The organism is Vibrio sp. Isolate32 (assembly GCF_022397955.1).
In the GTDB taxonomy this organism is placed as follows: domain Bacteria; phylum Pseudomonadota; class Gammaproteobacteria; order Enterobacterales; family Vibrionaceae; genus Vibrio.
The window spans coordinates 288429-314822 of sequence record NZ_JAKEUQ010000001.1 but is presented as its reverse complement, the minus strand read 5'-3'; the positions used below and the strand labels follow the sequence as shown (position 1 = coordinate 314822).

24 protein-coding genes and 1 tRNA gene are annotated in these 26394 nt (G+C 44.3%); 1 reads left to right on the top strand and 24 read right to left on the bottom strand.

Annotated elements, in window-relative coordinates; genetic code table 11:
* Positions 1–19: 19 nt before the first annotated feature.
* The 6 genes from L1D11_RS01340 to L1D11_RS01315 form a co-directional block, all read right to left on the bottom strand.
* On the bottom strand, positions 20–1273 hold the full coding sequence (locus L1D11_RS01340) for a D-amino acid dehydrogenase (RefSeq protein ID WP_239831428.1): 1254 nt from the start codon (positions 1271–1273) through the stop codon (positions 20–22).
* A 296-nt stretch (positions 1274–1569) separates the two neighbouring features.
* Positions 1570–2496, bottom strand: coding sequence for a LysR family transcriptional regulator (locus L1D11_RS01335; RefSeq protein WP_239831427.1), 927 nt, complete (start codon positions 2494–2496; stop codon positions 1570–1572).
* A gap of 253 nt (positions 2497–2749) precedes the next feature.
* Positions 2750–3964 carry a sodium/glutamate symporter gene (gene gltS / locus L1D11_RS01330; RefSeq protein ID WP_239831426.1) on the bottom strand — a complete coding sequence of 405 codons (1215 nt, stop codon included), beginning with the start codon at positions 3962–3964 and terminating at the stop codon, positions 2750–2752.
* 254 nt (positions 3965–4218) lie between these two features.
* Positions 4219–4309, bottom strand: a tRNA-Ser gene (locus L1D11_RS01325).
* Between the two features lie 180 nt (positions 4310–4489).
* Positions 4490–4939 carry an L-alanine exporter AlaE gene (locus tag L1D11_RS01320; RefSeq protein WP_239831425.1) on the bottom strand — a complete coding sequence of 150 codons (450 nt, stop codon included), beginning with the start codon at positions 4937–4939 and terminating at the stop codon, positions 4490–4492.
* Between the two features lie 248 nt (positions 4940–5187).
* Positions 5188–7641, bottom strand: coding sequence for a hybrid sensor histidine kinase/response regulator (locus tag L1D11_RS01315; RefSeq protein ID WP_239831424.1), 2454 nt, complete (start codon positions 7639–7641; stop codon positions 5188–5190).
* A 170-nt stretch (positions 7642–7811) separates the two neighbouring features.
* On the opposite strand from L1D11_RS01315, the gene L1D11_RS01310 reads away from it, so the two are divergent.
* Positions 7812–8381, top strand: a complete 570-nt coding sequence (locus L1D11_RS01310; RefSeq protein ID WP_239831423.1) for a UPF0149 family protein — start codon at positions 7812–7814, stop codon at positions 8379–8381.
* 130 nt (positions 8382–8511) lie between these two features.
* Here the strand turns inward: L1D11_RS01310 and L1D11_RS01305 are convergent, their stop codons facing one another.
* The 18 genes from L1D11_RS01305 to aspS all read right to left on the bottom strand — a co-directional run bounded on the left by L1D11_RS01305 (position 8512) and on the right by aspS (position 26311).
* Positions 8512–9543: a potassium channel family protein gene (locus L1D11_RS01305; RefSeq protein ID WP_239831422.1), complete on the bottom strand. Its 1032-nt coding sequence runs from the start codon at positions 9541–9543 to the stop codon at positions 8512–8514.
* A 173-nt stretch (positions 9544–9716) separates the two neighbouring features.
* Positions 9717–10778, bottom strand: a complete 1062-nt coding sequence (nadA, locus tag L1D11_RS01300; RefSeq protein ID WP_239831421.1) for a quinolinate synthase NadA — start codon at positions 10776–10778, stop codon at positions 9717–9719.
* A 146-nt stretch (positions 10779–10924) separates the two neighbouring features.
* Positions 10925–11710 (bottom strand): tol-pal system protein YbgF, encoded by a 786-nt coding sequence (ybgF, locus tag L1D11_RS01295; protein ID WP_239831420.1) that lies wholly within the window; start codon positions 11708–11710, stop codon positions 10925–10927.
* Between the two features lie 33 nt (positions 11711–11743).
* Positions 11744–12286 (bottom strand): peptidoglycan-associated lipoprotein Pal, encoded by a 543-nt coding sequence (gene pal / locus L1D11_RS01290; RefSeq protein ID WP_239831419.1) that lies wholly within the window; start codon positions 12284–12286, stop codon positions 11744–11746.
* Between the two features lie 111 nt (positions 12287–12397).
* Positions 12398–13753, bottom strand: coding sequence for a Tol-Pal system beta propeller repeat protein TolB (gene tolB / locus L1D11_RS01285; RefSeq protein WP_239831418.1), 1356 nt, complete (start codon positions 13751–13753; stop codon positions 12398–12400).
* Between the two features lie 12 nt (positions 13754–13765).
* Complete coding sequence (gene tolA / locus L1D11_RS01280) at positions 13766–14833, bottom strand: cell envelope integrity protein TolA (protein ID WP_239831417.1); 1068 nt, start codon at positions 14831–14833, stop codon at positions 13766–13768.
* Between the two features lie 13 nt (positions 14834–14846).
* Complete coding sequence (gene tolR, locus L1D11_RS01275; protein ID WP_004741086.1) at positions 14847–15290, bottom strand: protein TolR; 444 nt, start codon at positions 15288–15290, stop codon at positions 14847–14849.
* Between the two features lie 3 nt (positions 15291–15293).
* Complete coding sequence (gene tolQ / locus L1D11_RS01270) at positions 15294–15977, bottom strand: protein TolQ (RefSeq protein WP_239831416.1); 684 nt, start codon at positions 15975–15977, stop codon at positions 15294–15296.
* The gene (gene ybgC / locus L1D11_RS01265) at positions 15967–16386 is read right to left on the bottom strand and encodes a tol-pal system-associated acyl-CoA thioesterase (RefSeq protein WP_239831415.1); all 420 of its coding nucleotides are present in this window, start codon (positions 16384–16386) and stop codon (positions 15967–15969) included. The genes tolQ and ybgC overlap by 11 nt, the downstream gene beginning before the upstream one ends.
* A 188-nt stretch (positions 16387–16574) precedes the next feature.
* Entirely contained in the window at positions 16575–16877 is a 303-nt protein-coding gene (ybgE, locus tag L1D11_RS01260) for a cyd operon protein YbgE (protein WP_239831414.1), read from the bottom strand.
* A complete protein-coding gene (gene cydX, locus L1D11_RS01255) occupies positions 16870–16977 on the bottom strand; it encodes a cytochrome bd-I oxidase subunit CydX (RefSeq protein ID WP_000270284.1) in 108 nt (35 codons plus the stop codon). Before cydX ends, ybgE begins: the two co-directional genes overlap by 8 nt.
* A gap of 31 nt (positions 16978–17008) precedes the next feature.
* Entirely contained in the window at positions 17009–18145 is a 1137-nt protein-coding gene (gene cydB / locus L1D11_RS01250) for a cytochrome d ubiquinol oxidase subunit II (RefSeq protein WP_239831413.1), read from the bottom strand.
* 14 nt (positions 18146–18159) lie between these two features.
* The gene (cydA, locus tag L1D11_RS01245; RefSeq protein WP_239831412.1) at positions 18160–19746 is read right to left on the bottom strand and encodes a cytochrome ubiquinol oxidase subunit I; all 1587 of its coding nucleotides are present in this window, start codon (positions 19744–19746) and stop codon (positions 18160–18162) included.
* Between the two features lie 552 nt (positions 19747–20298).
* Positions 20299–21315, bottom strand: a complete 1017-nt coding sequence (ruvB, locus tag L1D11_RS01240; protein ID WP_008219931.1) for a Holliday junction branch migration DNA helicase RuvB — start codon at positions 21313–21315, stop codon at positions 20299–20301.
* A 197-nt stretch (positions 21316–21512) separates the two neighbouring features.
* Positions 21513–22124: a Holliday junction branch migration protein RuvA gene (ruvA, locus tag L1D11_RS01235; RefSeq protein ID WP_239831411.1), complete on the bottom strand. Its 612-nt coding sequence runs from the start codon at positions 22122–22124 to the stop codon at positions 21513–21515.
* A gap of 93 nt (positions 22125–22217) precedes the next feature.
* On the bottom strand, positions 22218–23678 hold the full coding sequence (locus L1D11_RS01230) for a methyl-accepting chemotaxis protein (protein WP_239831410.1): 1461 nt from the start codon (positions 23676–23678) through the stop codon (positions 22218–22220).
* A 196-nt stretch (positions 23679–23874) separates the two neighbouring features.
* Positions 23875–24396: a crossover junction endodeoxyribonuclease RuvC gene (gene ruvC, locus L1D11_RS01225; RefSeq protein WP_239831409.1), complete on the bottom strand. Its 522-nt coding sequence runs from the start codon at positions 24394–24396 to the stop codon at positions 23875–23877.
* Positions 24397–24529: 133 nt separating this feature from the next.
* Positions 24530–26311 carry an aspartate--tRNA ligase gene (gene aspS, locus L1D11_RS01220; protein ID WP_239831408.1) on the bottom strand — a complete coding sequence of 594 codons (1782 nt, stop codon included), beginning with the start codon at positions 26309–26311 and terminating at the stop codon, positions 24530–24532.
* Positions 26312–26394 lie beyond the last annotated feature (83 nt).

Here is a 26394-nt window from a genome sequence, read left to right as displayed (position 1 = left end):
GATCAAGTATTTGGATGAGCTACATGTAACGATGGATACTCAAGTCGTCTGCTTTTATATCGCAATCCGAACCACTGACCACACTCGCTAGTAGCTTTCCTGAACCACACGCCATCGTCCAGCCCAACGTCCCATGACCAGTGTTGGTAAACAGGTTCTTAATTGGCGTGTTTCCGATGATAGGCGTGCCATCTGGCGTCATAGGTCTTAAACCAGTCCAGTACTCTGCTTTAGAGAAGTCCCCAGCCTGCGGGAACAGGTCTTTAATCACCATATCAATCGTCGCTTTGCGCTTTTCAGGAATCAGATAATTGAAGCCAGCAAGCTCAGCCGTCCCAGCAATACGAATTCGATCATCAAAACGCGTCATCGCCACCTTATAAGTTTCATCCATAACGGTTGATGTTGGTGACTTATCCGCACTCACAATTGGCAATGTCAAAGAATAGCCCTTCACTGGATAAACAGGAATCGACAAGTCGACTTGTTTAAGCAGATCTCGAGAATAACTTCCCGAAGCCACCACGTAAGCGTCCGCTCTAAATTCACCTTGAGTTGTGGTAATGCTCTGAATATCATGATTTTTACGGTTCAGCTTGAGTACTTCCGTATCAAACACAAACTGAACACCAAGCGCCTTAGCTTTCTCAGTCAGAGCTAAACAGAATTGGTGACAATCTCCCGTTTCATCATGAGGTAAGTATAAGCCGCCCACCAGCTTGTCTTTGACGTCAGCTAACCCCGGTTCAACCGACAGGCACTGATCAACACCAAACAGCGAGTGCTCGATGCCGCTTTCTGCTAGTAGCTTCATATCCTGTCGAATCGCATCCAGTTGTTTCTCGCTTCTGAATACCTGCAAGGTACCTTGTTGCCGGCCCTCGTATGCCAAATTTTCACTGGTTCGAAGATGAGTTAGGCAGTCTCGACTGTAGTTTGCCACTCTCAACATACGCGACTTATTTACAGCATATTTAGCTGCATTGCAGTTAGCGAGCATCTTAGTCGCCCAAGAAGCTAATTCAGGGGAAAGTGACGGCTTAACTTTCAAGGGAGCATGTTCTTGGGTGAGCCATTTCATCGCTTTCAACGGAATACCCGGTGCTGCCCAAGGTGAAGAATAACCATAAGATATTTGCCCGGCGTTCGCAAAACTGGTCTCTTTACCACTGCTACCTTGGCGGTCGATAACCGTTACTGAGTGGCCCTCTTTCGCCAGATACCAAGCACTGGTCAAGCCAATAACACCGCTGCCAATTACAATTACTTCCATTCTATATTCCCCTACACTCGACCACACCTGCCGAGCATTACTGCCTGTTTAAAACATCTTTCGTTAATAGTTTGTAACGTATTCATCAAGCGTTGACTTAACAATTCAACATGCGTTGATAAAAAGTCAATTAAGTCGTAAATCCGGAGAATGAATTTTGGAAGTGTGATGTTGAAGGGCTTCAGAACACAAGGCATAGAGTGGCCCAACAGGGTAACGACAGCCAACAAAGAAGCTCATTGGCAGTAGTAAGTTGAGCTAAAATTATATTCTGCGTTACATCAACCTTGCTCTATTTAGATATTATGAGCATCATGACTTAAGAATGTCGCATTCTCGATAAGAAAGTCTAAAAAGGTTTCGGCTTGCAATGAAAGCGCACGGCCTTTGAGAGATTGAACTTTGACCGTCGCTTTAGAGAAGGTGTCTAACTCAGTTGCAACCACTTCAATTTGTCCCGATTTGATCTCATCAAGCACAGTGAGCTTAGGCATAAAGGTCACGCCTAGGCCTGCCGAAACAAAGTTAGTGAGTGCGGTAACAGAGTTAGTTTGAAGCTTAGGTTGCAAAGTGAGATGAGAGTTTTGTTCGGCCTGCTTTACGAGCCTCCCCATACCTGTCGAGTTGTCGATCAAAGCAATAGAAGCCTCTCTAATGTCTTGCAATGTCACTGGTGCTTCTTGGGTCGTCAGTACGTGATCTTTTGGAGCGATAAGCTCTAGAGGGTGGCTACGCTCGACGTGTGAATGCAGTTTAGGGTGAGGTGCAGACGCATAGGTAATCGCGAAATCGATTTGTTGATCTTCCAACATTTTCACCGCATCCAATGCACCCGCTATCTCAATCGATAAATTGATATCAGGGTAACGAGCCATGAAAGTCTGCATGGGTTTAGAGACCAAGTTTGTGATAAACCCTTCCCCAATCGCGATGCTAACGTTACCGCCCTTGAGATTTTTCAGCTTGGTTAGACGTGCCAGCATCGCCGTTTCACTGCGAACGATGGAGCGGTAATAGTTCAATAACTCGTTACCCACTTCAGTCAGCAGTGATTGGTGATTATTGCGTTCCCACACCTTCATTTCTGCTTGTGCTTCAAGCTGCGTCAGCATTCTACTCATTGCCGCAGGGTCAACGTTCATCATCTTAGATGCTTTACGCAGCGACCCATATTTTGATAACGCATTCAGATACTCAAGCGCACGAAGATTAAAATGGTGCATGCAACTTCCTTGTGATTCCAGTGACACTAAGAACAAGCGTCTCACAAATTTGCTGCGAACATATATCCCAATTTATCAAGATCGTAATTGCTCTTACTAACTTGTGCACCGAGTCACTTCAAGGTACTACATCAAAGGCTAATATACGTGTTTTAGCTTGCTGTCGATAAAACAAAGGCGACAACTTTCGTCATCGCCTTTATCGTCATGATTCAGATGCTAGTCTCGAGCAGTTAACAACCCATCACTTAACTTACAGACCAACAAAGAAACTGATCACCAACGCGTTGATCAAATCAACAAAGAAACCACACACTAATGGCACCACGATGAATGCTTGTGGGCTCGCGCCATAGCGATGAGTTACCGCGGTCATGTTAACAATCGCAGTTGCTGTCGAGCCTAGAGTGATACCACCGAAGCCTGAACATATCACCACAGAGTCATAGTTTCGTCCCATCAGGTAGTAAACGACGAATATCGTAAACAGAAGCGAAAGCAGGATCTGGATACTCATGACCACAGAGATATAACCAAACAGTCCATCGAGATCCCAGATACGCAACCCCATCAACGCCATGGTCAAGAACATGCCTAAGCAGATATCAGAGATCATCGCCAAACCTTTGCGGCCTTGAGCAATTTTCTCTTGTGTACGACGCTTCTTGAACAGAGCCCTACCAACATTTCCGATTAAGATACCCGCGATCAAACAGCTAACGAATAACGGCAGTTTCAAACCCATTGATTCGATAACTTCACTCAAGCTATAACCCAGCATCAGCGTCAGGTTTAGAATCAACCATGCCCATAGAACGCCGTAGTGGCTTAGCTCTGTTTTTGTTTCACTCTCTTGGAATGCACCAACGGTGACCTCTTCTTCATTAGAAGGACTTACTTTGTGTTTATTGAGTAGGTAGTTAGCAATTGGACCACCAATCACACAGGCTGCGATCAAACCAACCGTGTTGGAAGCCACACCAAGCTCTAGCGCGTTAGCAATACCAAACTCTTCAACAAACATTGGCGCCCAAGCTAGGGTCGTACCTACACCGCCAATCAGGCTGATGGAACCAGACAACAACCCCGCTTTCGCATCCATACCAAAACCCGACGCGACAGCCATGCCAACAACGTTTTGAAGAACAATAAAAGTCGAAGCGAGACAGAGCAAGATAAACAATGGCCGCCCGCCCTTAACTAAAGTCTTAATATCCGCTTGAAGCCCAATACCAGCAAAAAAGTAAAGTAGCAAAAAGTCTCTGACATCAAGGCTAAAAGTGATCTGGATTTCAAACAGATAATAAAGCGCAGCCACGGTAGCGGCACAAACAAAGCCACCAATAACTGGCTCTGGTAGAGAGTACTTCCTTAATACTTCAGAGCGCTCGATTAAACCTTTACCAATAAACAGTAATGAGATCGCAATAGTAAAGGAGAGCATTGGAGAAACGAGGGTTTCTGTCATGATGCTATAGATTCCTAAGAGTTAAGATTATTCAAAATGTTGCTTACTCTTAATCTTGTAGATCCAGACCAAGAAATCAAGCGTTTATCGGTGATATCAATCGCTAATCTGGATCAATGTGTTTCAACATAAACAGAGCAAAGGCCATCACAAAAAGGACTTGAAAAGGCGACGTCATGGAAGGAGGCAAATTACGTGAATATAGGAGCTCTGAAACGAGAAAACCCCAGCATTTCTGCTAGGGTTTTGAATAGTGGTGGAAGGATGGGGATTTGAACCCCAGATACGCTATAAACGTATACTCGCTTTCCAGGCGAGCGCCTTAAGCCACTCAGCCATCCTTCCACAAATTGTGTGTTGAGCATGTCACTCAACGAGGCGCTACTTTATTGATTCTGCTTACTTTGGTCAAGGGGCATTCTCAAAAAAAGTGCCTTTTTCGGTTTGTTCGATTACAAATTAACTCATTAGTTCAAAAACAAACCAAATTTCATTCTTTCGTTGCACTTACGCTTGTTGCTTTTCTTAAGCTTGTTGATAGTAGCCCGGGACTCGAAACCATTTTCGGCACATATCTAAGAAGTAGCCGTAAAGTACGCCCATACCGCACGAGATAACGGCATTACTGGTTACAGCCGTAAGGATCTGGTCACCTGAAGCACCCACTGCCAACAAAATCCCGGCATACACAGGAGATTGGAATAACACGTATGCCATCAAATCAGACAAATTTTTCATCAATGAGCTTTTTGAAAGCTTTGCACCGTTGCGCAAGAACCAATCACGAAAAACGCCATAAGGCCAAGCGATCGCAATGTTTACCGGAATAGATAACGTTCGAGAAGCAAGAGATTGCTCAAACGTCATACCAGAAATAAACACTTCTACGATCATGCCAGAAATAAAACAGAAAACGACCATAGCAAATGTATCCGCAGCTGCGTTTCGAATACAAAATGGACCACGAGACTTCATTGACGACAAACCTAAAATATATCACTGCTTAATTAGTGATTTAGTAACATATAAACAAGGCACATTTGCACCTCACCAGATAATATCGCTATTAAATCACAATATTAGTAGTCATACACTCCAAATTAAAAATCAAGTTGTAAATTAACCACCAAAAACCACTTTAAAAGCAGTCACTTTCACCAAAAAATCCAACCAAGGTCAAATATTGGACAATTCGTCATTTACTTACCGTAATTAAACAACATTTAAGCCATCGGTAGATTTACAGTAATGATATTAATGACATCTTGTGTTGGTGGTGATCCTAAAGCAACCTGCTCTAACGCTTTATCGACTTGTTCAGTAAGTTCCGCGTTGTTCATAGGTTCAACGTGGACACGTAGGCTCTCTAGTGCAAATTGAATCAGTTCTAAGTTGTTGTCTTCTAGCGCGACATACAGCGTCACTAATAGTTCTTCAGTGTTATCTTTGTTTCTCAGATCAGGTTTAGGCAGTGACTCGCTTTTACTTTTCGAATCGTGTTGTTTTAGATCTTGCCTTTCAAGATCATCCGCTTTTACTTCATGGTATTGGTAAAGCTTATTTGAATAGCGGAACAACGCATCATCCAGTTCACGCTCATCAATAGGCTTGGCGATAATATAGTCCACACCCGCACCAAGCATACGCTCTCGGGTCTCTTTAAAGACATCAGCCGTACACCCAAATACCAATACCGATGACACATCGCCTATCAGAGCACGAATAGCAGTGGTTGATTCAACACCATCCATCACTGGCATATGGTTATCCATAAGTATCAAATCAAAGCGCTCAGCAACCACGGCTTGTATTGCAAGTTCACCGTTTTCGACGCTCTTACAAGTAAAGCCTTTACTGTTCATGAAGGTTTCAATGATCATCGTATTCGTTCGGTTATCCTCAACGATCAGTACTTTTAAGCCTGAGTAATCCAACTTCTTATGTGGTAAACTCTCGATTTCGCCTGGCTGGCATGGCTGAATCTTCAGGCGTACATCAAAGCTCGTGCCTATCCCTTCTTCACTGGTGACGGTAACACTGCCATCCATCAACTGGGCAATTTTCTTCACAATCGCTAAGCCAAGACCAGTACCGCCAAAACGCCTTGTGGTCGAAGACTCCGCTTGTTCAAACGGTTTGAAAATACGCTTTTGAGCTTCTTTAGATATACCAATTCCGGTGTCACGAACTCGAATACTAAGGTAGGTATTACTCCTCTCGACGACTTCTTTTAGGTACACCTCGACAAAACCTCTGGAGGTGAATTTGACAGCGTTGTTCAATAGATTAAACAAGATTTGTCTTAGTCGTGCTTTATCTGAGAAGTACCAACGACCAGAAGGAACCTCAGAATACACTTTGAATTGAAGCCCTTTCTCGGAAGACAATGTGTAGTAAACACTGTTAATACTGCCGATGATCGAATCAAGCGGGAAACGCGTTTCATCAAGATCCAACCTACCCTGCTCGATCTTCGAAAAGTCCAAGATCTCGTTGAGTAGGGTCATCATATGATCGCCTGACTCATACAAACTCTTGAGATGCTTCTCTTGTTCAGAATTTAGAGGTGTTTTTAATAGGATCTGAGCGGTACCCAATACCCCATTCATAGGAGTGCGAATTTCATGTGACAGGGTCGCAAGGAAAGCGGTTTTTGCATTAGTTGATGCTTGCGCTTTCACTTTTTCAGCTTCGAGATACACCGTCTTTTCGTTGAATGTTTTGATTAGGTGACCAATCTCGTCATGGCTTGAATACTCAACATCAATCACCTCACCGGCTTTAGAGCTGTTAACCTGAGCTGCAATGTTCGTAATAGGGCTAATCAAATACCGGTTAAGCAAGTAATAGCCTGCCATCACACAGAGTAGCAATAGCGGAACAATACCGCCCTCAATACTCATCACCTGACGAAACACCTCGTCTGCTACCCGTGACTTTGAGTTGACGACATCCACTTGCCAACCGAAGTCACCAAATTGATTGCTACTGATGTAGATCCCTTCAACAAGATTGAAGTTATGGGACACCAACACGTGATTAAGTTTATCTCTGAGTATAATACCAAGATTGTACTCTTCGGCGTGGTTCTTGATAAAGCCAAGTAACTCTTCGAGGGATAGATCTACTGTCGCAACACCGGCGAAAGTACCATCGTAATAATATGGAGATGAGGCTGTGATCATTCGAACGTGTGTATAAGGGTCGATATACACATCACTCCATGAGATAGTTCCCTGCTCTTTATCAACAACAGAGTTATACCAATACTCTTCTTGATAAGGGACATTTTTAGGGTTGTTGTAAGATAAGAGCTGGTCAATCTTGCCGTCGTCAGCTTTATTAAAAAAATAACTATTAAGACTCTTTTTAGGATCCAGCACATAAGGCTCAGGCCAAATACCAGCACTGACGATCGTGTCGTCACTCGCGGCTAACATCGACTTGAACAGCGGGATAACACCTTCACCTTTACGAAGCGCCTGAGCAAAACCAACTAGACTATCAACAAAACCTTGAGAGCTGCTGAGAGGCTCTGTAATCAACGAAGAGAGTAATTGCGTACGTAGGTCGAGGTTCTGTTGCAGTTTGGCGCGCACAGGAGATTCTACAACGTAATACGTGACGCTACCGACAATAGCGATAAACATTGCAAGGTATAACCCAAGCGCTACCATGCTTTTTTTCTTTAAAGACGACCGTATCTGCATAATTCTTTTATTGGTTTCTTTTCTGTTAAACCTAGTGTTTATCCTCAACGGCATCAAGCCTTTTTAAATTGAAGCTTGATTGGCAAAAGTTCATTGGTACTATAAGCGCAAATATTTTCCCTTTACGGTACCTCACTTTGACTTTACAAGATATTCTTGCGCTTCCAGAGTTGGAAGAAAAGCTAATCACAGAACACAAAACCATGGGCTTTGTCACTGCAATGGCTGCAGCGCCTAATGTGTTAACCCCGCATGAGTGGCTACCGTTCCTTTGGGGTGGCGAAGAAGTCGCTCCTTTCACTGATGGCGAGCAACTAGAAAGCTACATTGAAGTGATCATTGCGCTTTGGAACAAAACTCGTCCAGAATTAATCGAAGGCACTTGGGTTTGGCCTGAAGCTTGTCAATTGGACGAAGAGGAAGTGGTTAATACTGCTGCTCGTGATTTCTGTGAAGGCCTACTTCAAGGCTGGCAGATTGCTCGTGATGATTGGGAAACACTAATGCCTGAAGATAGCGAAGACAACGCTCTGGTTGGCGGCGTTCTACTTTCTCTTAGCATGCTTTACGACCCAGAAACTTCAATCGCAACGCTTGCCGAACAAGGCATTGAAGGCCTAGAGCAGTTTGAAGAGATCTTCAATGCGGTTCCTGCAATGCTTTGCGGCCTAACTCAGCGCGGTATTGCACTGGCTGAAGCTCAATAAAAGTATTCAACAGAAACTACGAAACAAACAGCAAAAGGCCTCATGATGAGGCCTTTTTTAATGCGAAAATACGCAGTAAGGCGAAACACTCTAATACGCGAAAAGCGCTCACATCGAAAAGAATCGCGCCTTAAAGACCTTTCCAATCAAAGTCGTCGATACGCTCATCGGCAATATAGAACAACTTAGTACCGCTACTGACGACTTGATCCAATTCTGGGTTGAGCTCAATACCGTTCCCAGAGTCTATCGCAATCAACGTCGCTTGATACTTCTCTTTGAACACAGAGAAAATCGGCGCCACAGTCACAGGTTCAGTATCTTGAGGGTAGTAAGTCGAATACTGCGTCATACCTCTTGTCGAGCTCAGCAGCTCCTGGTGCAGCGCACTGGAGCCTGGATCGACCGCAGCCTTTGCAAGCATCTCTGCGCCTACTGCAGGAATACATTCAGAGTTCGGGCAATGTTTATGTAGCAGGTCACTCAATGCTTCATCTTTAAAGTAAACCAACAGATGCGCTTCTGGGTTTCGGTTAGCACAGTAAAGCGCAGCAGATAAAGTAATATCATCTTCTGGGTTATCAATCAGAATACAACTAGCTGATTCAATACCCGTCTTTTCCATCTCTTTACCATCAGTGTAGCTATTCACTTTAACGAAACTGATTTCACCAGGGAGTGGGTTTTCAATGTCTGAACGCGTACATAACACGATTGGACGCCTGCCCGTCTCTTCATGCTGGAGCATACGGATAAGGTGAATGGTTCTTTGCTCATTCCACCCCAACATTAAAATATGATTTTCCACTCGTACTCTCCTTTTTCCTAACAAGCCAGCTCGCCAATATTCAACACCTTCTGTAGCAACCTTACCTAATAACGCAGCAAACAGGCTTAATCCACCCGGAATCACAAATAGAATGACAATCCACTGACCCGCTTCTGTCGTTGGTGATAAGTCGCCATACCCAACTGTCGAAGCGGTCACCACTAAGTAATACGCGAATGTAGTAAACGAACTGGTTAAGTCCGTCTCACCCACCAAATACAAACTCGACCATGAAATAAACACATAGCCGAGAAAAGTAAATAGTAGGTTTTTGCCGTTCAAAACAAAGATGTTTGCTTTGATCCAACGTTTGAGTTGCAACCAGATTATCATTCGAGCCTCAAATCCTTTGTTCTTACTTACATGCTAGAAAAAATACCTGATATCAACAAGATGTATCATCACAAAAAGATACATGACCACAAGATTGATATTATCGACCTATCTTTAGGTACAAAAAAACCAGCACTATTCGCTGGTTTTCGTTGGTTAAATAAAAGAACGACTTACGCGTTACCTTTTACCTGTACATTTAACTGCTCAGCAAAATCTAGCATGCGGTTCAGTGGGATAAGAGACTTCACACGTAGTTCATCAGAAACGAAGATTTCGTGTTGCTCACCACCGTTCTCAAGCGCATTTTCAATCGCTTCAAGGCCGTTCATCGCCATCCAAGGACAGTGTGCACAGCTACGACAAGTTGCACCTGCACCCGCTGTTGGCGCTTCAATCAGTTCTTTTTCAGGAACCAATTGCTGCATCTTGAAGAAGATGCCTTTGTCTGTCGCGACAATCATTTGTGGATGCGGCAGCTCTTTCGCTTTCTTGATTAATTGGCTAGTAGAACCAACAGCATCAGCCAGTTCAACCACGCTTGCTGGAGACTCTGGGTGAACCAAAATAGCCGCTTCTGGGTATACCGATTTCATTTTCTTCAAAGCATCAGCTGAGAATTCATCATGAACGATACACTCACCTTGCCAAAGCAACATGTCAGCGCCGGTTTGATTTGCAATGTAAGAACCTAAGTGACGGTCAGGCCCCCAAATGATTGGTTTGCCTTCAGCGTCTAGGCTTTCAACGATTTCTAAAGCAATGCTCGACGTAACCACCCAGTCTGCACGAGCTTTAACAGCCGCAGAAGTGTTTGCGTATACAACCACTGTGTGGTCAGGGTGAGCATCACAAAACTCTGTAAATTTATCAGCAGGACAGCCAAGGTCTAATGAACATTCAGCTTCAAGCGTTGGCATGAGAATGTGTTTTTCAGGAGTAAGGATCTTCGCAGACTCACCCATAAAACGAACACCAGCGATGATCAAAGTGCTTGCTGAATGACGGTTACCGAACTTAGCCATTTCTAATGAATCGCCAACGAAACCACCAGTTTCTTCTGCCAGAGCCTGAATTTCAGGATCTGTGTAGTAGTGTGCAATTAGAACTGCATCTTTTTCTTGAAGTAGTTTTTTGATGTTTACGATGTGGGCCTGTTTCTGAGCGTCGCTCAATGGAACTGGCTTAGGCGGAAACGGGTAAACTGTATCGATTTTATCTAGTATATGACTCATTGCTCTTGCTCTACGCAACTTCTTCCGAGAATCCGAGTATTCTACACAGGACAGGCATGAGGATCAAAAAGGATTGGTTGTAAGCAAGCACGACTGGGTATTGAAGCGGATATAAAAAAGAGGTGCCTTAGCACCTCTATTTGATTTTATAAGTGGGTTTGTGCCACTTTGGCCGAAGCACTGTTTGGGTACTCGGTAACGACTTGTTGGTAATATTTCTTAGCTTGCGGCGCGTTGTTGTTGCGCGCAGCTATGTCACCAAGCTTAACCAGTGCATCTGCTCGCTTGTTTGAGTCTTTGTAAGACACAACAGCAGCGAAGCTATTCACAGCTTCTTTATCTTGCTTCTTAGCGAAATAAAGTTGGCCTAACCAGTAATGTGAGTTAGGTGTGAAAGTTGAATCTGGGAAGTCTTTTTGAAATTTTTGGAATGCTGCGATAGCACCCGTGTAATCTCGTTGCTTTAGAATCATATCTACAGCATTTTGATAAGCAGTCTGCTCATCAACATCAGTACTGAACGTACCAGAAGCCTCTTTAGAGCCTTCGCTTGCGGCTACTGCTACCGTTGCAGTACCTGCTGCTTTCACCTCACCTCTTACGCGATCAAGCTCTATAAAGAGTTCACGTTGGCGCTCTAACATTTGTTTCATATCGTAACTGTTGCGTTCTAGCTCACCACGAAGTTCACTGATTTCCAGTGCCATGTCGTCGATTTGCTGTTGCATTTGAAGCTGAACAAGATTGCGATTTTGAAGTAGACGCTCTAAACGCTCAATATCTGATTCGTTAGATGTTGATCGAGAGGAAGAAGAAGTTGAATTGGTTGCGGTGCTATTGAGATCGGATACTGGAGCTGGTGCAGCGAACGCAGTGTTCGCTGCACTTGCCAGTAACGAAAGCAAAATAACTCGCTTTGTGTTACTGAACATGAGGCAATTCCTCAATTAAATAGCTTACTAAGATTAGTAAACTAGTACTGCGCGACGGTTTTTAGCGTACACATCTTCAGATTGACCTAGAAGAAGTGGCTTCTCTTCACCGTAGCTTACGATAGAGATTTGGTCAGCTTGAACACCTAGAGCTTGTAGGTATTTTGCTACAGCTTGTGCACGACGCTCGCCAAGTGCGATGTTGTACTCAGGAGTACCGCGCTCATCAGCGTGACCTTCAATAGTTACTTTCATATCTACGTTCTTAACTAGGTAAGCTGCGTGAGCTGCTAGCATTTCTTCGTAGTCGCCAGCGATAGTAGAGTTATCGAATGCGAAGTAGATTGTTTGAGTTTCACGTAGTGCTTGCTCTTTAAGCTCTTGCTCAGACAGTTGACCGTTAGCGTCAATTGGCGTTACAACAGTTGTATCTACGTTGCCTTCTGACCCAGAAGTTGTTTGGTTGCTTTCAATACCAGAAGTTGCAGATGTTGCTTCATCAGTTGAGCTACATGCGGTTACTGCCATCACTGGTAGTGCAATCATCAAGCCTTTAAGAACTTTATTAAGTTGCATCGTTTTTTCCTTACGTTATCAAACTTAGTTTCTACAGCGACTAAGTGCTATAGATAGTTAAATGCCACAATAGTTAACACTATCAATAGCTAAAAGAATATGTGACTAATCCTAGAGGAACGGAGACCATGCCGGCGCTCTTACGCGTCCGTTGGTAGCCGGTAATCTAGCTTTAAAACGGCCATCGATAGAAACCATCGATAGTACGTTCGTCTTGTTGTAAATAGAGCTATAGATAACCATACCTCCATTTGGTGCAATACTTGGAGACTCATCTAACAATGTTTTTGTTAGTACTTGAACCGCACCGGTTTCCAAATCTTGTTTAGCCAAGTTAAAGCCTGAGTTGCTGCGATTAACCATGATCAGGAATCGTCCGTCAGGGGTAATCTGGCCACCTAAGTTTTGGCTACCTTGCCAAGTAATACGAGAAGTCGAATTATTGGACAAATTTACATTATATATCTGAGGTTTACCACCACGATCCGATGTAAAAATAAGAGACTTGCCATCTGGGTGCCAGAATGGTTCAGTATTATTAGAACGGCCGCGGGTAATTTGAGTAAGCTTACGGCTAGCAAGGTCAAGTGTGTACACCTGAAGGCTGCCTGTTTTCGACAATACTAGCGCGAGCTTTTTACCATCAGGAGAGAATCTTGGCGCACCATTATGACGTGGGTATGACGTCACTTTCTCACGTTCACCCGTGTAAATATTCATGATGAAGATTTCAGCTTGGCCATTCTGGAAGCTCACGTAAGCAAGCTTTTTGCCGTCTGGAGACCATGCTGGAGACATTAGAGGTTGCTTAGAGCGAAGTACTAGGCGCTCATTGAAACCATCGTAGTCTGCTACGCGAAGCTGGTACGGGTATTTGTCTTTGTCGTTCACAACAACGTAAGAGATACGTGTTAGAAACGCGCCTTTTTGACCTGTTAGCTCTTCATACACTAAGTCTGAGATGCGGTGCGCGTATCGGCGTAAGTCCGTTGCCGATAAATCACGCTTCACTTTATGAAATAGAACATGATCCATAGTACGAACCAAATGACCATCATCATTTAGCCCTTTACTGTGACCTTTCGTCAATTGCCCACGAATAGTGTCAATTAACTGGTAACTGATTGTATAAGTACCATTGGGGTTTGGAGAAATAGAGCCGGTTAGCAATGAATCAACACCTAGGTTGGTCCAAGCATCAAAGTCGACCTCTGTTTCACTGTAAGGCGTTTGAGGCATTTTGCTCGTTGCAACTGGGCTAAATTTACCACTGCGCTGTAAGTCAGAAGCGATAACCGCTGATACATCGTGTGGCAATGGGCCTGCGCCTTCCCAACGGAAAGGGACAATAGCGATAGGTCGTGCAGAGTTAATACCGTCTGTAATAACAAGCTCCAGCGCTGCATGTGCAAACTGGCTGCTTGTCGCTATGACGAAAACAAAACTCAGTAATAGTTTTTTTAACACAAGTTCGTCCTTTTACTCTGGTGATACAGTTAAGTTAATGTTTTTCAGTGATTTCACAATGTCTGGGTCTTTAGGCAACGGATAAGATTGCACTTGTGCTACAGCACGCTTAGTTGCTGCGCACAAACGACTGTCTCCATCCAAAATACTCAAGCTTCCCAGAATCGCATTAGAACCCGTTGGAATGAGCTTTAGGTTTACTCGACAAGAGCGCCCTCGATAGCTGTCTTCTAACAACAGATTTTGTTGAATCAGTTGGGTGTAGATAGCACCGTAACGCTGCGCTTCATCACTAATAAATTGTTGCCTTGCTGAAGAGTTTTGAGTCGCTTCAGTTTCAAGCCCTGCAAAGATATCGTTTAGTGCAGCTTCTTGCTGCTTCCGCTCTTTCTCCGCTCTGGCTGCCGCCTCTTTTGCTTTACGCGCTTTCTCAGCTGCAGCGGCGGCTTCTTTCTCTTTCACTATACGTTGCTTCTCAGCACGTTCAGCGGCTTCTTTTTCTTTACGAGCTTTTTCAGCAGCCTCTTTCGCGGCTTTTTCTTTTGCCACGCGTTCTTGTTCCGCTTTTGCAATCGCTGCTTCTTTCGCTTTCCGCTCTTTCTCTGCTTTCACTAAAGCCGCCTCTTTTAACTTGCGGTCTGCTTCTGCTTTGGCAGCTTTCTTCTTCTCTTGTTCTAAACGGGCTTCTTCAGCTTTGCGTTTCTTCTCGTTTTCGACACGTCGCTTTTCTGCTTCTCGTGCGGCTTTCGCATCCTTCGCTTGTTGCTCTTTTAGCTTACGGATGTTTTCTTCTTCAGCCTTACGATTTTTTTCTAGCCTTTCACTTTCGCGTCGAAGCTTGTCTAGCCGCTCTTGCTCTTTCTTACTCACCGCTTCACGTTGCTGACGAATTTGTTGAGCTTGTTGACGAACTAATTGAGGGTCAATAACTACAGCCTGCACCATCTGCCCGGTAGGCTTTGGTTCTGACATGGTAAAATCCGCTCCCCATATGAGCGCAACGAATAAGACTACGTGCAGCCCAAGTGAAATTAGAAGCGGCTTTTTGAAACTGTTGGATTTTTTATTATTCGCTTTCATGAATGCTACGTAGCTATTCCCTTATATCCGTTAAAAGGCCAACCTTTGGCACACCTGCACGGCTTAATTCATCAAGTAATAAAACCACTTCAGCGTAAGGCGTTGCGGCATCACCGCCGACCGCTACTGGAGAGTTCGGCTTCAGAGACAGTTCAGCTTTTACTCGGACAATGATGTCTTCCAATGATAGGCCTCGCTGTACCTCTTCGTCATTAACGCTTAGGCCAAGCTCACCGTCTTTATTCACTTCAACGATAATGAAACTCGCGTTGTCATCACCTAATAAATCTTGAGCTGACTTAGCGGTAGACGCCTGTGGCAGTTCAACATCCACACCTTGAGTTACAAACGGCGATGTCACCATGAAAATGATCAGCAATACGAGCATAACGTCGATATAAGGTACGACGTTAATCTCAGCTGTCATTTTGCGTTTTTTAGGTTGGTATCCAGCCATCGATTATTCCCTGCCAGCCATCGCTTGACGGTGAAGAATGCTGTGGAACTCTTCAGAGAAAGTCGCGTAGTTATGTTCGAGTTTACCTACTCGGCTACTGAAGCGGTTGTACGCCATTACGGCTGGAATCGCAGCGAACAGACCCATCGCTGTTGCGATCAGAGCTTCTGCAATACCTGGTGCTACCATCGCAAGTGTCGCTTGCTTTACTTCACCTAAAGCGATGAACGAGTGCATGATCCCCCAAACAGTACCGAACAGACCGATATATGGGCTGATAGAACCAACAGTCGCCAAGAAAGGTAAGTTGGTTTCTAGTTCATCCACTTCGCGAGCCACTGCTACGCGCATTGCACGGCCAGTGCCTTCCATGATGAAGTCTGGAGATGTCGCGTTAGATTTACGAAGGCGTGCGAATTCAGTAAAACCTGCGTAGAAAATTTCTTCTGTACCAGAAAGCTCGTCTTTACGTTTGTTGCTCTCTTGGTACAACTTAGCCAAATCAACACCAGACCAGAATTTATCTTCGAAGACTTCTGCTTGTTTAGAAGCTTGAGATAGCACTTTACTTCTTTTTATGATCATTGCCCAAGAAACAACAGACATGCCCATAAGAGTCAGCATGACCATTTTAACTAGTAAACTAGCTTCTAGAATTAGGCCTAAGATTGAGATTTCAGCAGTCACTATTCGTTAGCTCCGTAAGAATAAATGTTGGCATTGCCTTGGGTTTCATTTTTTGATTGTCGATACATGCTACCTTAACCATTGCTTTACACAATGCTTTGCCATCAGGATTTACGATCTCTTGACAGAAGACCAAGGTAGCTCGCTTTAACTCGTAAATTTTTGTAATGACTTGTATAGAATCATCAAGACGTGCGCCTTGAATGAAATCAATGTCCATATGTCGGACTACAAAACCGATGTTTTGTTCTAATAAGACTTGTTGAGACACGCCAATTGAACGCAACATCTCAGTTCTAGCGCGTTCGAAAAACTTAAGATAGTTTGAATGATATACAATACCACCTGCATCGGTGTCTTCGTAATACACTGTCACTGGCCACGTAAATGGCTTAGATAATCCCTGCAATTTGATACCACAACCAAAATGATAATGATCTCACTATAACCTAACTCCTTATCATTAATAATATATCGCTGTGATTTTTTTGATTTAACAGACGAAAAAAAGGCCATCTGCATCAGATGACCTCTTTTTGACTAAAAACCCAACAAGTATAAAGGTTCACATCATTATAAAACTAAAACCTTTGCCTTTTATAGAAGGCGCAGCACCGTTAGATAGAGCAAAATTGTGAGTGAAACGTACGGGCTAAACATCAGCTGCCACATCCAAGCTCTTGGCTTAAATCCGATACCGTAAACCATGCTTGAGCATACAGCCCAGATAAACATTGGCCCGATGATCGCGTTAAAGCCACCGATGCTCGTCGCATACGCTTCAGGATCCCACATGACTAAACCAACATGCATGAAACCCAATACTAGGGATATAGCTCTCAAGAGAGTCTTATCCATTGGTTGATGCAGTTTAGCAACTTGCTCTGCGAGATTACTCACTGTCTTTGTCCATCATCTCAGAATGCTCAAGCCATAGAGCATTGATGATGCCGAATGCACATGCTAGAAGTACACCCAAAATCCATGCGAAATACCACATAAAATTTCTCCTTAGTTATTCCACTTCTAGCTTAGTAAGCTGAAACGTCGTTATCTTCGATGTGTTTCTTATCTAGGCGACCGAACATTTTGTAGTATGTCCAAGTTGTGTAGCCAAGAATCACAGGAACCATTACCGCCGCAACTGCAGTCATTAGACCAAGTGTCAGCTCACTCGCTGTTGAATCCCACATAGTCAAACTATGGTCAGGGTTCAGGCTTGATGGCATTACGAATGGGAACATTGCAAAGCCAGCCGTTAAGATCACACCAGCGTTAGATAGGCTCGAGAATAAGAAAGCGAAACCACCGCGCTCAAAACGAGATGCAATCACAGCGAACAGTGGCATAACCACACCAAGAATTGGTGCAGCCCACATTGCTGGGTACGTCTCAAAGTTTGTCATCCACGCGCCAACTTGAAGTGATACTTCTTTGTTTAGCGGGTTAGAGTCTGCGAACGTGTCAATCGTGCTTGTAATTACATAGCCTTCGATAGATTGAACCCAGAAGCCACCAATAACAAATAGAACAATTGAGACTAGGCCTGTGATCTGAGCAACGTTACGAGCACGAGTGTGCAGCGCTTCTGTTGTCTTCATTTGTAGCCATGTTGCGCCTTGCGTCACGAACAACATCAGAGCCAATACACCACATAGCAATGCAAACGGATTTAGCAGAGCGAAGAATGTACCGTGGTACTGAGACATCATTAGATCATTAAGGTCAAATGGAACACCTTGTAGTAGGTTACCAAATGCTACACCAAAGATGATCGGCGGAACTGTGCCACTAAAGCAAAGTGCGTAGTCCCACGTTTTACGCCATTTTGGATCTTCAATCTTAGAACGGTAATCAAGTGCAAGTGGTCGTAACCAAAGCGCTGCTAACGTCGCGTACATTGCGAAGTAGAAGCCAGAAAACGACGTTGCGTAAACCAGTGGCCAAGCTGCGAACAGTGCGCCACCAGCCGTGATCAACCAAACTTGGTTACCATCCCAGTGAGGGGCAATAGTATTCAGCATGATACGACGTTCAGTGTCACTCTTACCGATAACCGGTGAAAGTGCTGCAACACCCATATCGAAGCCATCTGTTACTGCGAAACCTACCAGTAGAACACCAATTAGGATCCACCAAATAAGTCGTAAGCTTTCGTAATCAAACATTAATATTCCCTCACTTATACTTCAACTGAACGGCTAACTTTGTCTTCAACAGAGTTATCGTTTTGTTCGAAGTGGTAACGGCCTGTCTTCAAGCTACTTGGACCTTTACGTGCGAATTTCAGCATTAGGTAAACTTCGGCAATCAAGAACACTGTGTACAGTGCCAGGATAGCGAATAGAGAAGTCCAAAGCTGTTCAATAGTTAGTGCTGATGCAGCAACGTTAACCGGTAGGATTTCACCAACCGCCCATGGTTGACGACCAAACTCAGCAACGAACCAACCTGCTTCAATCGCAATCCAAGGTAGTGGGATTGAGAATAGTGCAGCTTTAAGTAGCCATGGTTTCTGTTCGATCTTCTGACGACACGTTTGAATAAACGCCGCACCGAATACAAACAGCATGATGAAGCCACAAGCAACCATCAGACGGAATGACCAGAATAGAGGCCAAACTGTTGGGATTGAATCATCCGCAGCCATTTGGATTTGGTCTTCTGTTGCGTCAACAACGTTGTCTGTGTAGCGCTTAAGAAGTAGACCGTAACCTAGGTCACCTTTCACTTCATCGAACGCTGCCATGTTTTCTTCAGACTTATCGCCTGCACGTAGTTTCTCAAGTAGTTCGTATGCGTACATACCTGTACGGATACGATCAACGTGGTCATCACGTAGGTCACGTAGACCCGTTACTTCTTTATCAAGAGAACGCGTTGCAATGATACCCATTACGTAAGGGATCTTAATTGCGTAGTCAGTATCCATTGTTTCTTGGTTAGGAATACCAAACACAGTAAATGCTGCTGGTGCTTCTTCCGTGTGCCACTCTGCTTCTACTGCAGCTAGCTTCACTTTCTGAACTTCACCAAGCTCGTAACCAGATTCATCACCTAGTACGATTACTGACAGGATCGCTGCCATACCGAAAGATGCTGCAATCGCGAAAGAACGACGAGCAAAGGCAAGGTCACGACCTTTAAGAATGTAGTATGAGCTGATACCAAGGATGAACATCGCACCCGTTGTGTAACCAGACGCTACTGTGTGTACGAATTTAACTTGCGCTACCGGGTTTAGTACAACTTCAGCGAAGCTCACCATTTCCATACGCATCGTTTCAAAGTTAAATTCCGCACCCACTGGGTTTTGCATCCAGCCGTTTGCTACCAAGATCCAAAGCGCAGAGAAGTTAGAGCCTAGTGCTACTAACCAAGTTACCGCTAAGTGCTGACGCTTTGACAGTCTGTCCCAACCGAAGAAGAAAAGGCCAACAAAAGTAGACTCTAGGAAGAATGCAACAAGCGCTTCGATAGCTAGCGGAGCACCAAAGATGTCGCCAACATAGTGAGAATAGTAAGACCAGTTAGTACCAAACTGGAACTCCATGGTTAAGCCTGTCGCTACACCAAGAGCAAAGTTAATACCAAACAATTTACCCCAGAACTTGGTCATGTCCTTGTAAATTTGCTTGCCAGTCATTACATAAACAGACTCCATGATGGCAAGTAGAAATGCCATACCTAAAGTCAGTGGAACAAATAGGAAGTGATACATCGCTGTAAATGCAAACTGCAATCGCGACAGATCAACAACATCAATCATGGTAACTCCTTTGTGTCGGCTGAATGACACTTGTGTGATTATTCACCTCAAAAATCCATGTTAAAACAATTTGTGGAATTGTTATTACAACTTGAAATTTGTAGCAAAAACGTACCGTTATAGTTAGATTATTGTTAAGTATGAGCTAATATAGCTGGCGCTAATATTACTGGTAAAATCAGTATGTTTCAAAAGGTTTATGGGAGAACCCTGCGTTGATTTGTATCAAATTTATTCGTGCAAAATAGGGTTAATTTTGTACAATTATGATTAAAATCACACCAATTCGGCTTGTCTTAATAACAGTGCATGATACCTGTGACAAAACCTCAGCACACCATCAACATTCAAGTCACAACTACCCATAAAGTATTAACAAGAAATATGACAACTTATTTCAATTTTTGTTAGCCAAACCAAAGCTGAAATCAAAGTTTTCATTTTTGAGCGACCCTATTTGAGCTTTATAGCGACTCGCGCAAAGAGTTGTTATTCAGTAAAATGCAAAAAATCCCAGCGCTTATGCAGCTGGGATCTTTAGAAATGAATAATTTAGCGATTAGACGGTAGGTCTATCCCAAAGTGTAAATAGGCTCTATCAGTCGCGATTCGGCCCCTTGGTGTTCTTTGTAGATAACCTTGCTGTATTAGATAAGGCTCCAATACATCTTCAATGGTGTCTTTTTCTTCACCAATGGCTGCTGCCATGTTATCGATACCAACTGGGCCGCCACCAAACTTCTCCATAATTGCCAATAGAAGCTTTCTGTCCATATAGTCAAAACCTTTGGCATCAACATCTAACATGTTCAGTGCGCTGTCTGCGACCTCAGGGCAAATATGTCCGTCCCCTTTTACTTCCGCATAATCGCGGACGCGGCGCAGTAAACGGTTGGCAATACGTGGTGTACCACGAGCTCGGCGAGCCACTTCCAACGCCCCTTCTGCTTCCATCGAAAGGCCAAGGCAGTCAGCGCTGCGCTGTACGATGTTTTGCAAGTCTTCTACTTTGTAATACTCGAGACGTTGAGTAATACCAAAACGGTCACGCAGTGGAGAGGTCAGTGAACCAGCACGCGTCGTTGCACCAATCAGAGTGAACGGTGGCAAGTCAATCTTGATAGAGCGCGCCGCAGGGCCTTCACCAATCATGATGTCCAACTGGTAATCTTCCATAGCTGGATACAACACCTCTTCAACCACAGGGCTTAAGCGGTGGATCTCATCAATGAATAGCACATCATTTTCTTCAAGGTTAGTTAGCAGCGCCGCTAAGTCACCAGCTTTCTCTAATACAGGGCCAGAAGTGGTACGAATGTTCACATCCATCTCATTGGCAACGATATTCGCTAACGTCGTTTTACCAAGACCGGGAGGACCGAATATCAACAGATGATCAAGCGCTTCATTACGCAACTGTGCCGCTTTGATGAAAATCTCCATCTGGTCACGAACGTGGTCCTGACCTTGATAGTCGGCTAATGCCTTTGGTCGTATTGCACGATCGATAACATCTTCATCTTTAAAGACCGGGTTGTCAGGAGCAATGAGGCGATCTGCTTCAATCATAGAGAGTTCCAATTTGAGAGTGTTAACTCTGTTTTCTTTTAATTCTTGTTAAAAGTATCACCGACGCTAAAAAAACGAAGGTAAACACTCGTTTTACCTAACGTCGAGGCATAAGAGCCGACACGCTAGATACAAGTATCTTTTATCAGCCATACCTTAACCTTTCGATTTAACTATGGCTGTATTATCAAGTTCGATTAGACCATCGATTTCAAGGCTTCACGAATCAGCTGTTCACTTGTCATGCCGTCTTTCGCGATTTGAGAAACCACCTTAGAAGCTTGAGTTGGTTTGTAGCCTAGTGCAAGCAGCGCACTTACCGCTTCTTCTTCAGCATCATGAACCGTTGGCATAGAGTCAATCGGTACAGCGTCAGTCGCAGGAGTAAACAGGTCGCCAGCTCCCCACCCTTTAAGGCGGTCTTTCATTTCAACAACAAGACGTTCCGCGGTTTTCTTACCAACACCAGGAAGTTTCACTAACGTAGATATGTCTTCGCGTTCAACACTCTGCACAAACTGGCTCGCTGTCATACCTGAAAGGATGCCAAGACCAAGTTTAGGGCCAACACCGTTCGCTTTGATCACTTCGCGGAACAACGCACGCTCTTTAACTGTATTGAAGCCATAAAGGAGCTGCGCATCTTCACGTACTACAAAATGCGTGTAGATAATTGCTTCTTCGCCTACGTTCGGTAGTTCATAAAAACAGCTCATTGGCATTTGTACTTCGTAACCAACACCACTGACTTCAATCAATAATTCTGGTGGCTGTTTTTCTATTAATGTACCGCGTAGACGTCCGATCACAATTCACTCTCTTGATGGAATTTAATTAGAGGGACAGAATATAAAAGAACTGGATGCTTATCCAGTTCTTTGTGGTTTTTGCGAGGGATTTATTTACGCCTGTTTAGCTTGGGAGACCACGTTATTTAGGCTTTCAACCAATCCCTTAACTGAAGAGACATGCCCGGTCAGTTCAGAACCATAATTAGCGACCAAACCCGACACAGATTTGGTTTCAGCAACGCTCTGCGCCACTTCAGAGCTGGCAAGGTCGAGCTCTTTTAAAGAGTCCATCTGCATCGCCATAATATCGGTTAACTGGTTCACATCAGTAGAGATAGTCTGAACCTCTGAAATAATGCCGTTCATTTCATTGGCCGTGGTTTCGATGATCGCTCTGCCATGCTCCACTTCAACTTTACTGCGATCCAACAAGCTTCGGATCTCGATGGCTGAATGACTGCTTTTTGCTGACAGCTCCCTTACCTGGTCAGCTACTACAGCAAAGCCTCTCCCCTGCTCGCCTGCGCGAGCCGCTTCTATTGCGGCATTCAGCGCGAGTAAATTGGTTTGCTCTGCTACCGAAGTAATTAAGTCAGCGACCTTCATGATCTCTTGGTTACTTTGAATGATCTGGCTGATGGCTCCGGTCGAGGCCTCAAGAGATTCAGAACTCTTTTGTGCTTTGGTGCCAACGGCTTCACTGCGCTCTTTGAGTTCACCGACAAACGAATTCGACTCTGCGATACCTTGCGTCATCTGGTGCAGTTGCTGGCTCATCTCCTCGGCTGCACTCGCCTGAGATTCACAATTGATGTTCAACACTTCGACTTGCGCATGTAAATCTTGTGACTGTTCTTCTAAATGGACAGAAACATCCTGTAGGCTTTCAGAGTTAGAATTCGCTTGGTCAAGTACAACTGACAAGCGCCCTTCACTTTGCGTCGCTTGGTTGGCTACTTGTTGACTTTCTGAAATCGCATCTTCTGCCATTTCGATCGCCACCTCTTTTTGCTTAGCGGTAAACGCTTGAGCAATGCAGATCACCACCAGTGGCATAATCACACCGGACCAGGTCTCAACCACCACCGCTTTCGGAGTAAGTACTAACTGCGGAAATGCAAAGCCATCAAGATGAGCTGACGTCATCACCATTGAAACACCAATCACTAGCCCACTCCATACTAAGGCAACGATTCGGGTTCCCGATAAGAAAAAAGCGACCACTAACAAAGGCACCCAATAGGCCTGCGTCGAGTCAACCACACCACCACTTTGATAAATGATATTCAGTGCGTGTACCGCCATACCCACAAAACCAAAGTTCAGAGCCAAACTTGGTTTTCCAGTAACACGAAGTAAAGTGGCTGAGAGCAGCTCAAAGACAATAAGGAACACAGAAGTAGCAACAAGCAGCTGCTCTCCATGCTTTGTCCATTTAATTAAGCTGTAAATACCAACAAAAAAAGCGATGAAAGTGAAAAGTAATAAGATATCCGCTTGTCTGACTTCGTTTCTATTCCATCCATTATTTTTAGGTAGTAACAGCGCGCGCCACAACTTGATTGGGTTCATCAGTGATCATCCTTGATTAACTAGTAAGACCTCCGACCAATGTTAATAACATGTGAAATGATACGCAATGTTATTATCTGGGTTCTGTTTGAAAGATCTCATTTCATCAAGGATTTAGGTGCATATTGTTTTGATATGAGCCAAACGAGACGTCAGACTCATGTAGTGCAAGCTTATAGAAAGCGGGGATATGGAATTAACGGTAGCGCCCTTTTCTCGCACCTGTCGCTTTACCAGCAAGAACTACCAAGGTTTTATTGGTGTTGGCGTGAGTGATGGCTACGCCTAGAGCATCGGCAGCATCAGCCTGTGGTTTGGCAGGTAACTTAAGCATACTCATCACCATGTTCTGAACCATCGACTTATCAGCACCACCATTACCTGTCACCGCTTGCTTGATTAAACGAGCCGCATATTCATGGACGGGAAGATCAGCATTTACCGCTGCTACTATCGCACTGCCACGAGCTTGTCCCAGCTTAAGTGCCGAATCCGCATTCTTCGCCATGAAGACCTGCTCTATCGCAAACACATCCGGTTGGAACTGAGTGATGATTTCGCTTACACCGGCATAGATCTGCTTGAGTCGACCCGGTAACTCTTTTTCTGAGGTGCGAATACAACCACTTCCTAAGTAATATAAGTGGCGGCCATTTTGACGAATAACACCGTAACCGGTAATGCGTGAGCCAGGGTCAATCCCTAAGATAATAGACATAACTTCAAATACTGATTATTTATACATGTTTTATGAGCTTAGTATATCGAACGCAAAAAAAAATGCCCGTCATATTAACGAGCATTTCTATTCATTCAAAAGAAAGAGTTATTTAAAAGGCTGAGTGCTTAGCTTATTCAGCAGACTCTTCTTTTTGAGCAACTTTAACAGCGATTGCTAGCTCTTCCAGTGATGCTGGATTTGCTAGGCTTGGCGCGTCTGTTAGTAGACATGCTGCAGCCGTTGTTTTCGGGAATGCGATAACGTCACGAATGTTCTCTGTACCACAAAGTAGCATTGCTAGACGGTCAAGACCGAATGCTAGACCTGCGTGTGGTGGCGTACCGTACTTAAGCGCTTCAAGTAGGAAGCCGAACTTCTCTTGTTGCTCTTGAGCTTCGATACCTAGGATACCGAATACAGCCGTTTGCATTTCTGCGTTGTGAATACGTACAGAACCGCCGCCTACTTCGTAGCCGTTGATTACCATATCGTATGCATCAGAGTTTGCCGCTGCTGGGTTCGCTTTTAGCTCTTCCGCAGTCACACCTAGTGGCGATGTGAATGGGTGGTGCATTGCGTGTAGGTTACCTTCACCGTCTTCTTCAAACATTGGGAAGTCAACAACCCACAGTGGAGCCCATGCAGATGTATCTGTTAGCTCTAGGTCTGTACCTAGTTTAATACGAAGTGCGCCCATTGCTTCAGCAACGATGCCCGCTTTGTCTGCGCCGAACAGAATGATATCGCCAGATGCAGCTTCTGTGCGTTCAAGAATACCGTTGATTACGTCTTCGCTTAGGAATTTAGCGACTGGAGATTGGATACCTTCCATACCTGCTGCACGGTCGTTAACCTTCATCCAAGCTAGACCTTTCGCGCCATAAATGTTTACGTACTCTGCGTAACCGTCGATTTGCTTACGAGTTAGCTTAGCACCACCTGGAACACGGATAACCGCTACACGACCTTTTTCATCGTTAGCTGGGCCAGAGAATACTTTGAACTCAACGTCTTTAACTAGGTCAGCAACATCAACAAGTTCTAGTGGGTTACGTAGATCTGGCTTATCAGAACCGAAACGACGAATCGCTTCAGAGAAAGGCATTACTGGGAATTGACCTAGTTCTACATCTAGAAGCTCTTTCCACATATCGTGAACAAGCTTCTCAGTTACGTTACGTACTTCTTGGGAAGACATGAACGATGTTTCGATATCGATCTGAGTAAATTCAGGCTGACGGTCAGCACGTAAATCTTCATCACGGAAACATTTAACGATTTGGTAGTAACGGTCAAAACCAGACATCATCAGCAGTTGCTTGAACAGCTGAGGAGATTGAGGAAGTGCATAGAAGCTACCTTTATGAACACGGCTTGGCACTAGGTAGTCACGAGCACCTTCTGGAGTCGCTTTAGTTAGTACTGGCGTTTCGATGTCTAGGAACAGGTTCTCATCAAGGAAACGACGAACGAAGCTAGAAGCACGTGCACGAAGCTTGATGCGGTCACTCATTTCTGGACGGCGAAGATCGATGTAACGATACTTAAGACGTTGCTCTTCAGAGTTCGTTTGGTTGAAGTCTAGTGGAAGCGCTTCTGAACGGTTGATGATCTCTAGACCCGTCGCGTAAATCTCTACTTCACCAGTAGCCATGTCTTTATTTACTTGGCTGTCAGGACGAACACGTACTTCACCAGTAAACTTGATACAGAATTCATTACGCAGTTGGTTAGCGATCGGGAAGATATCTTTCATATCTGGATCGACAACAACCTGAACGATGCCTTCACGATCACGCATATCAATAAAGATAAGACCGCCTAAATCACGGCGACGGTTTACCCAGCCGCACAATTCTACAGTTTGTCCCGCCAGGGACTTGTTCAGGTTACCACAGTAATGGGTACGCATAATGAATTTCCCAATCTCTTAATAATTTACTAATTTCCAAGCTGTAGGTGTCAAAATAGCCCTACAGTGCTTTTTACCTAACA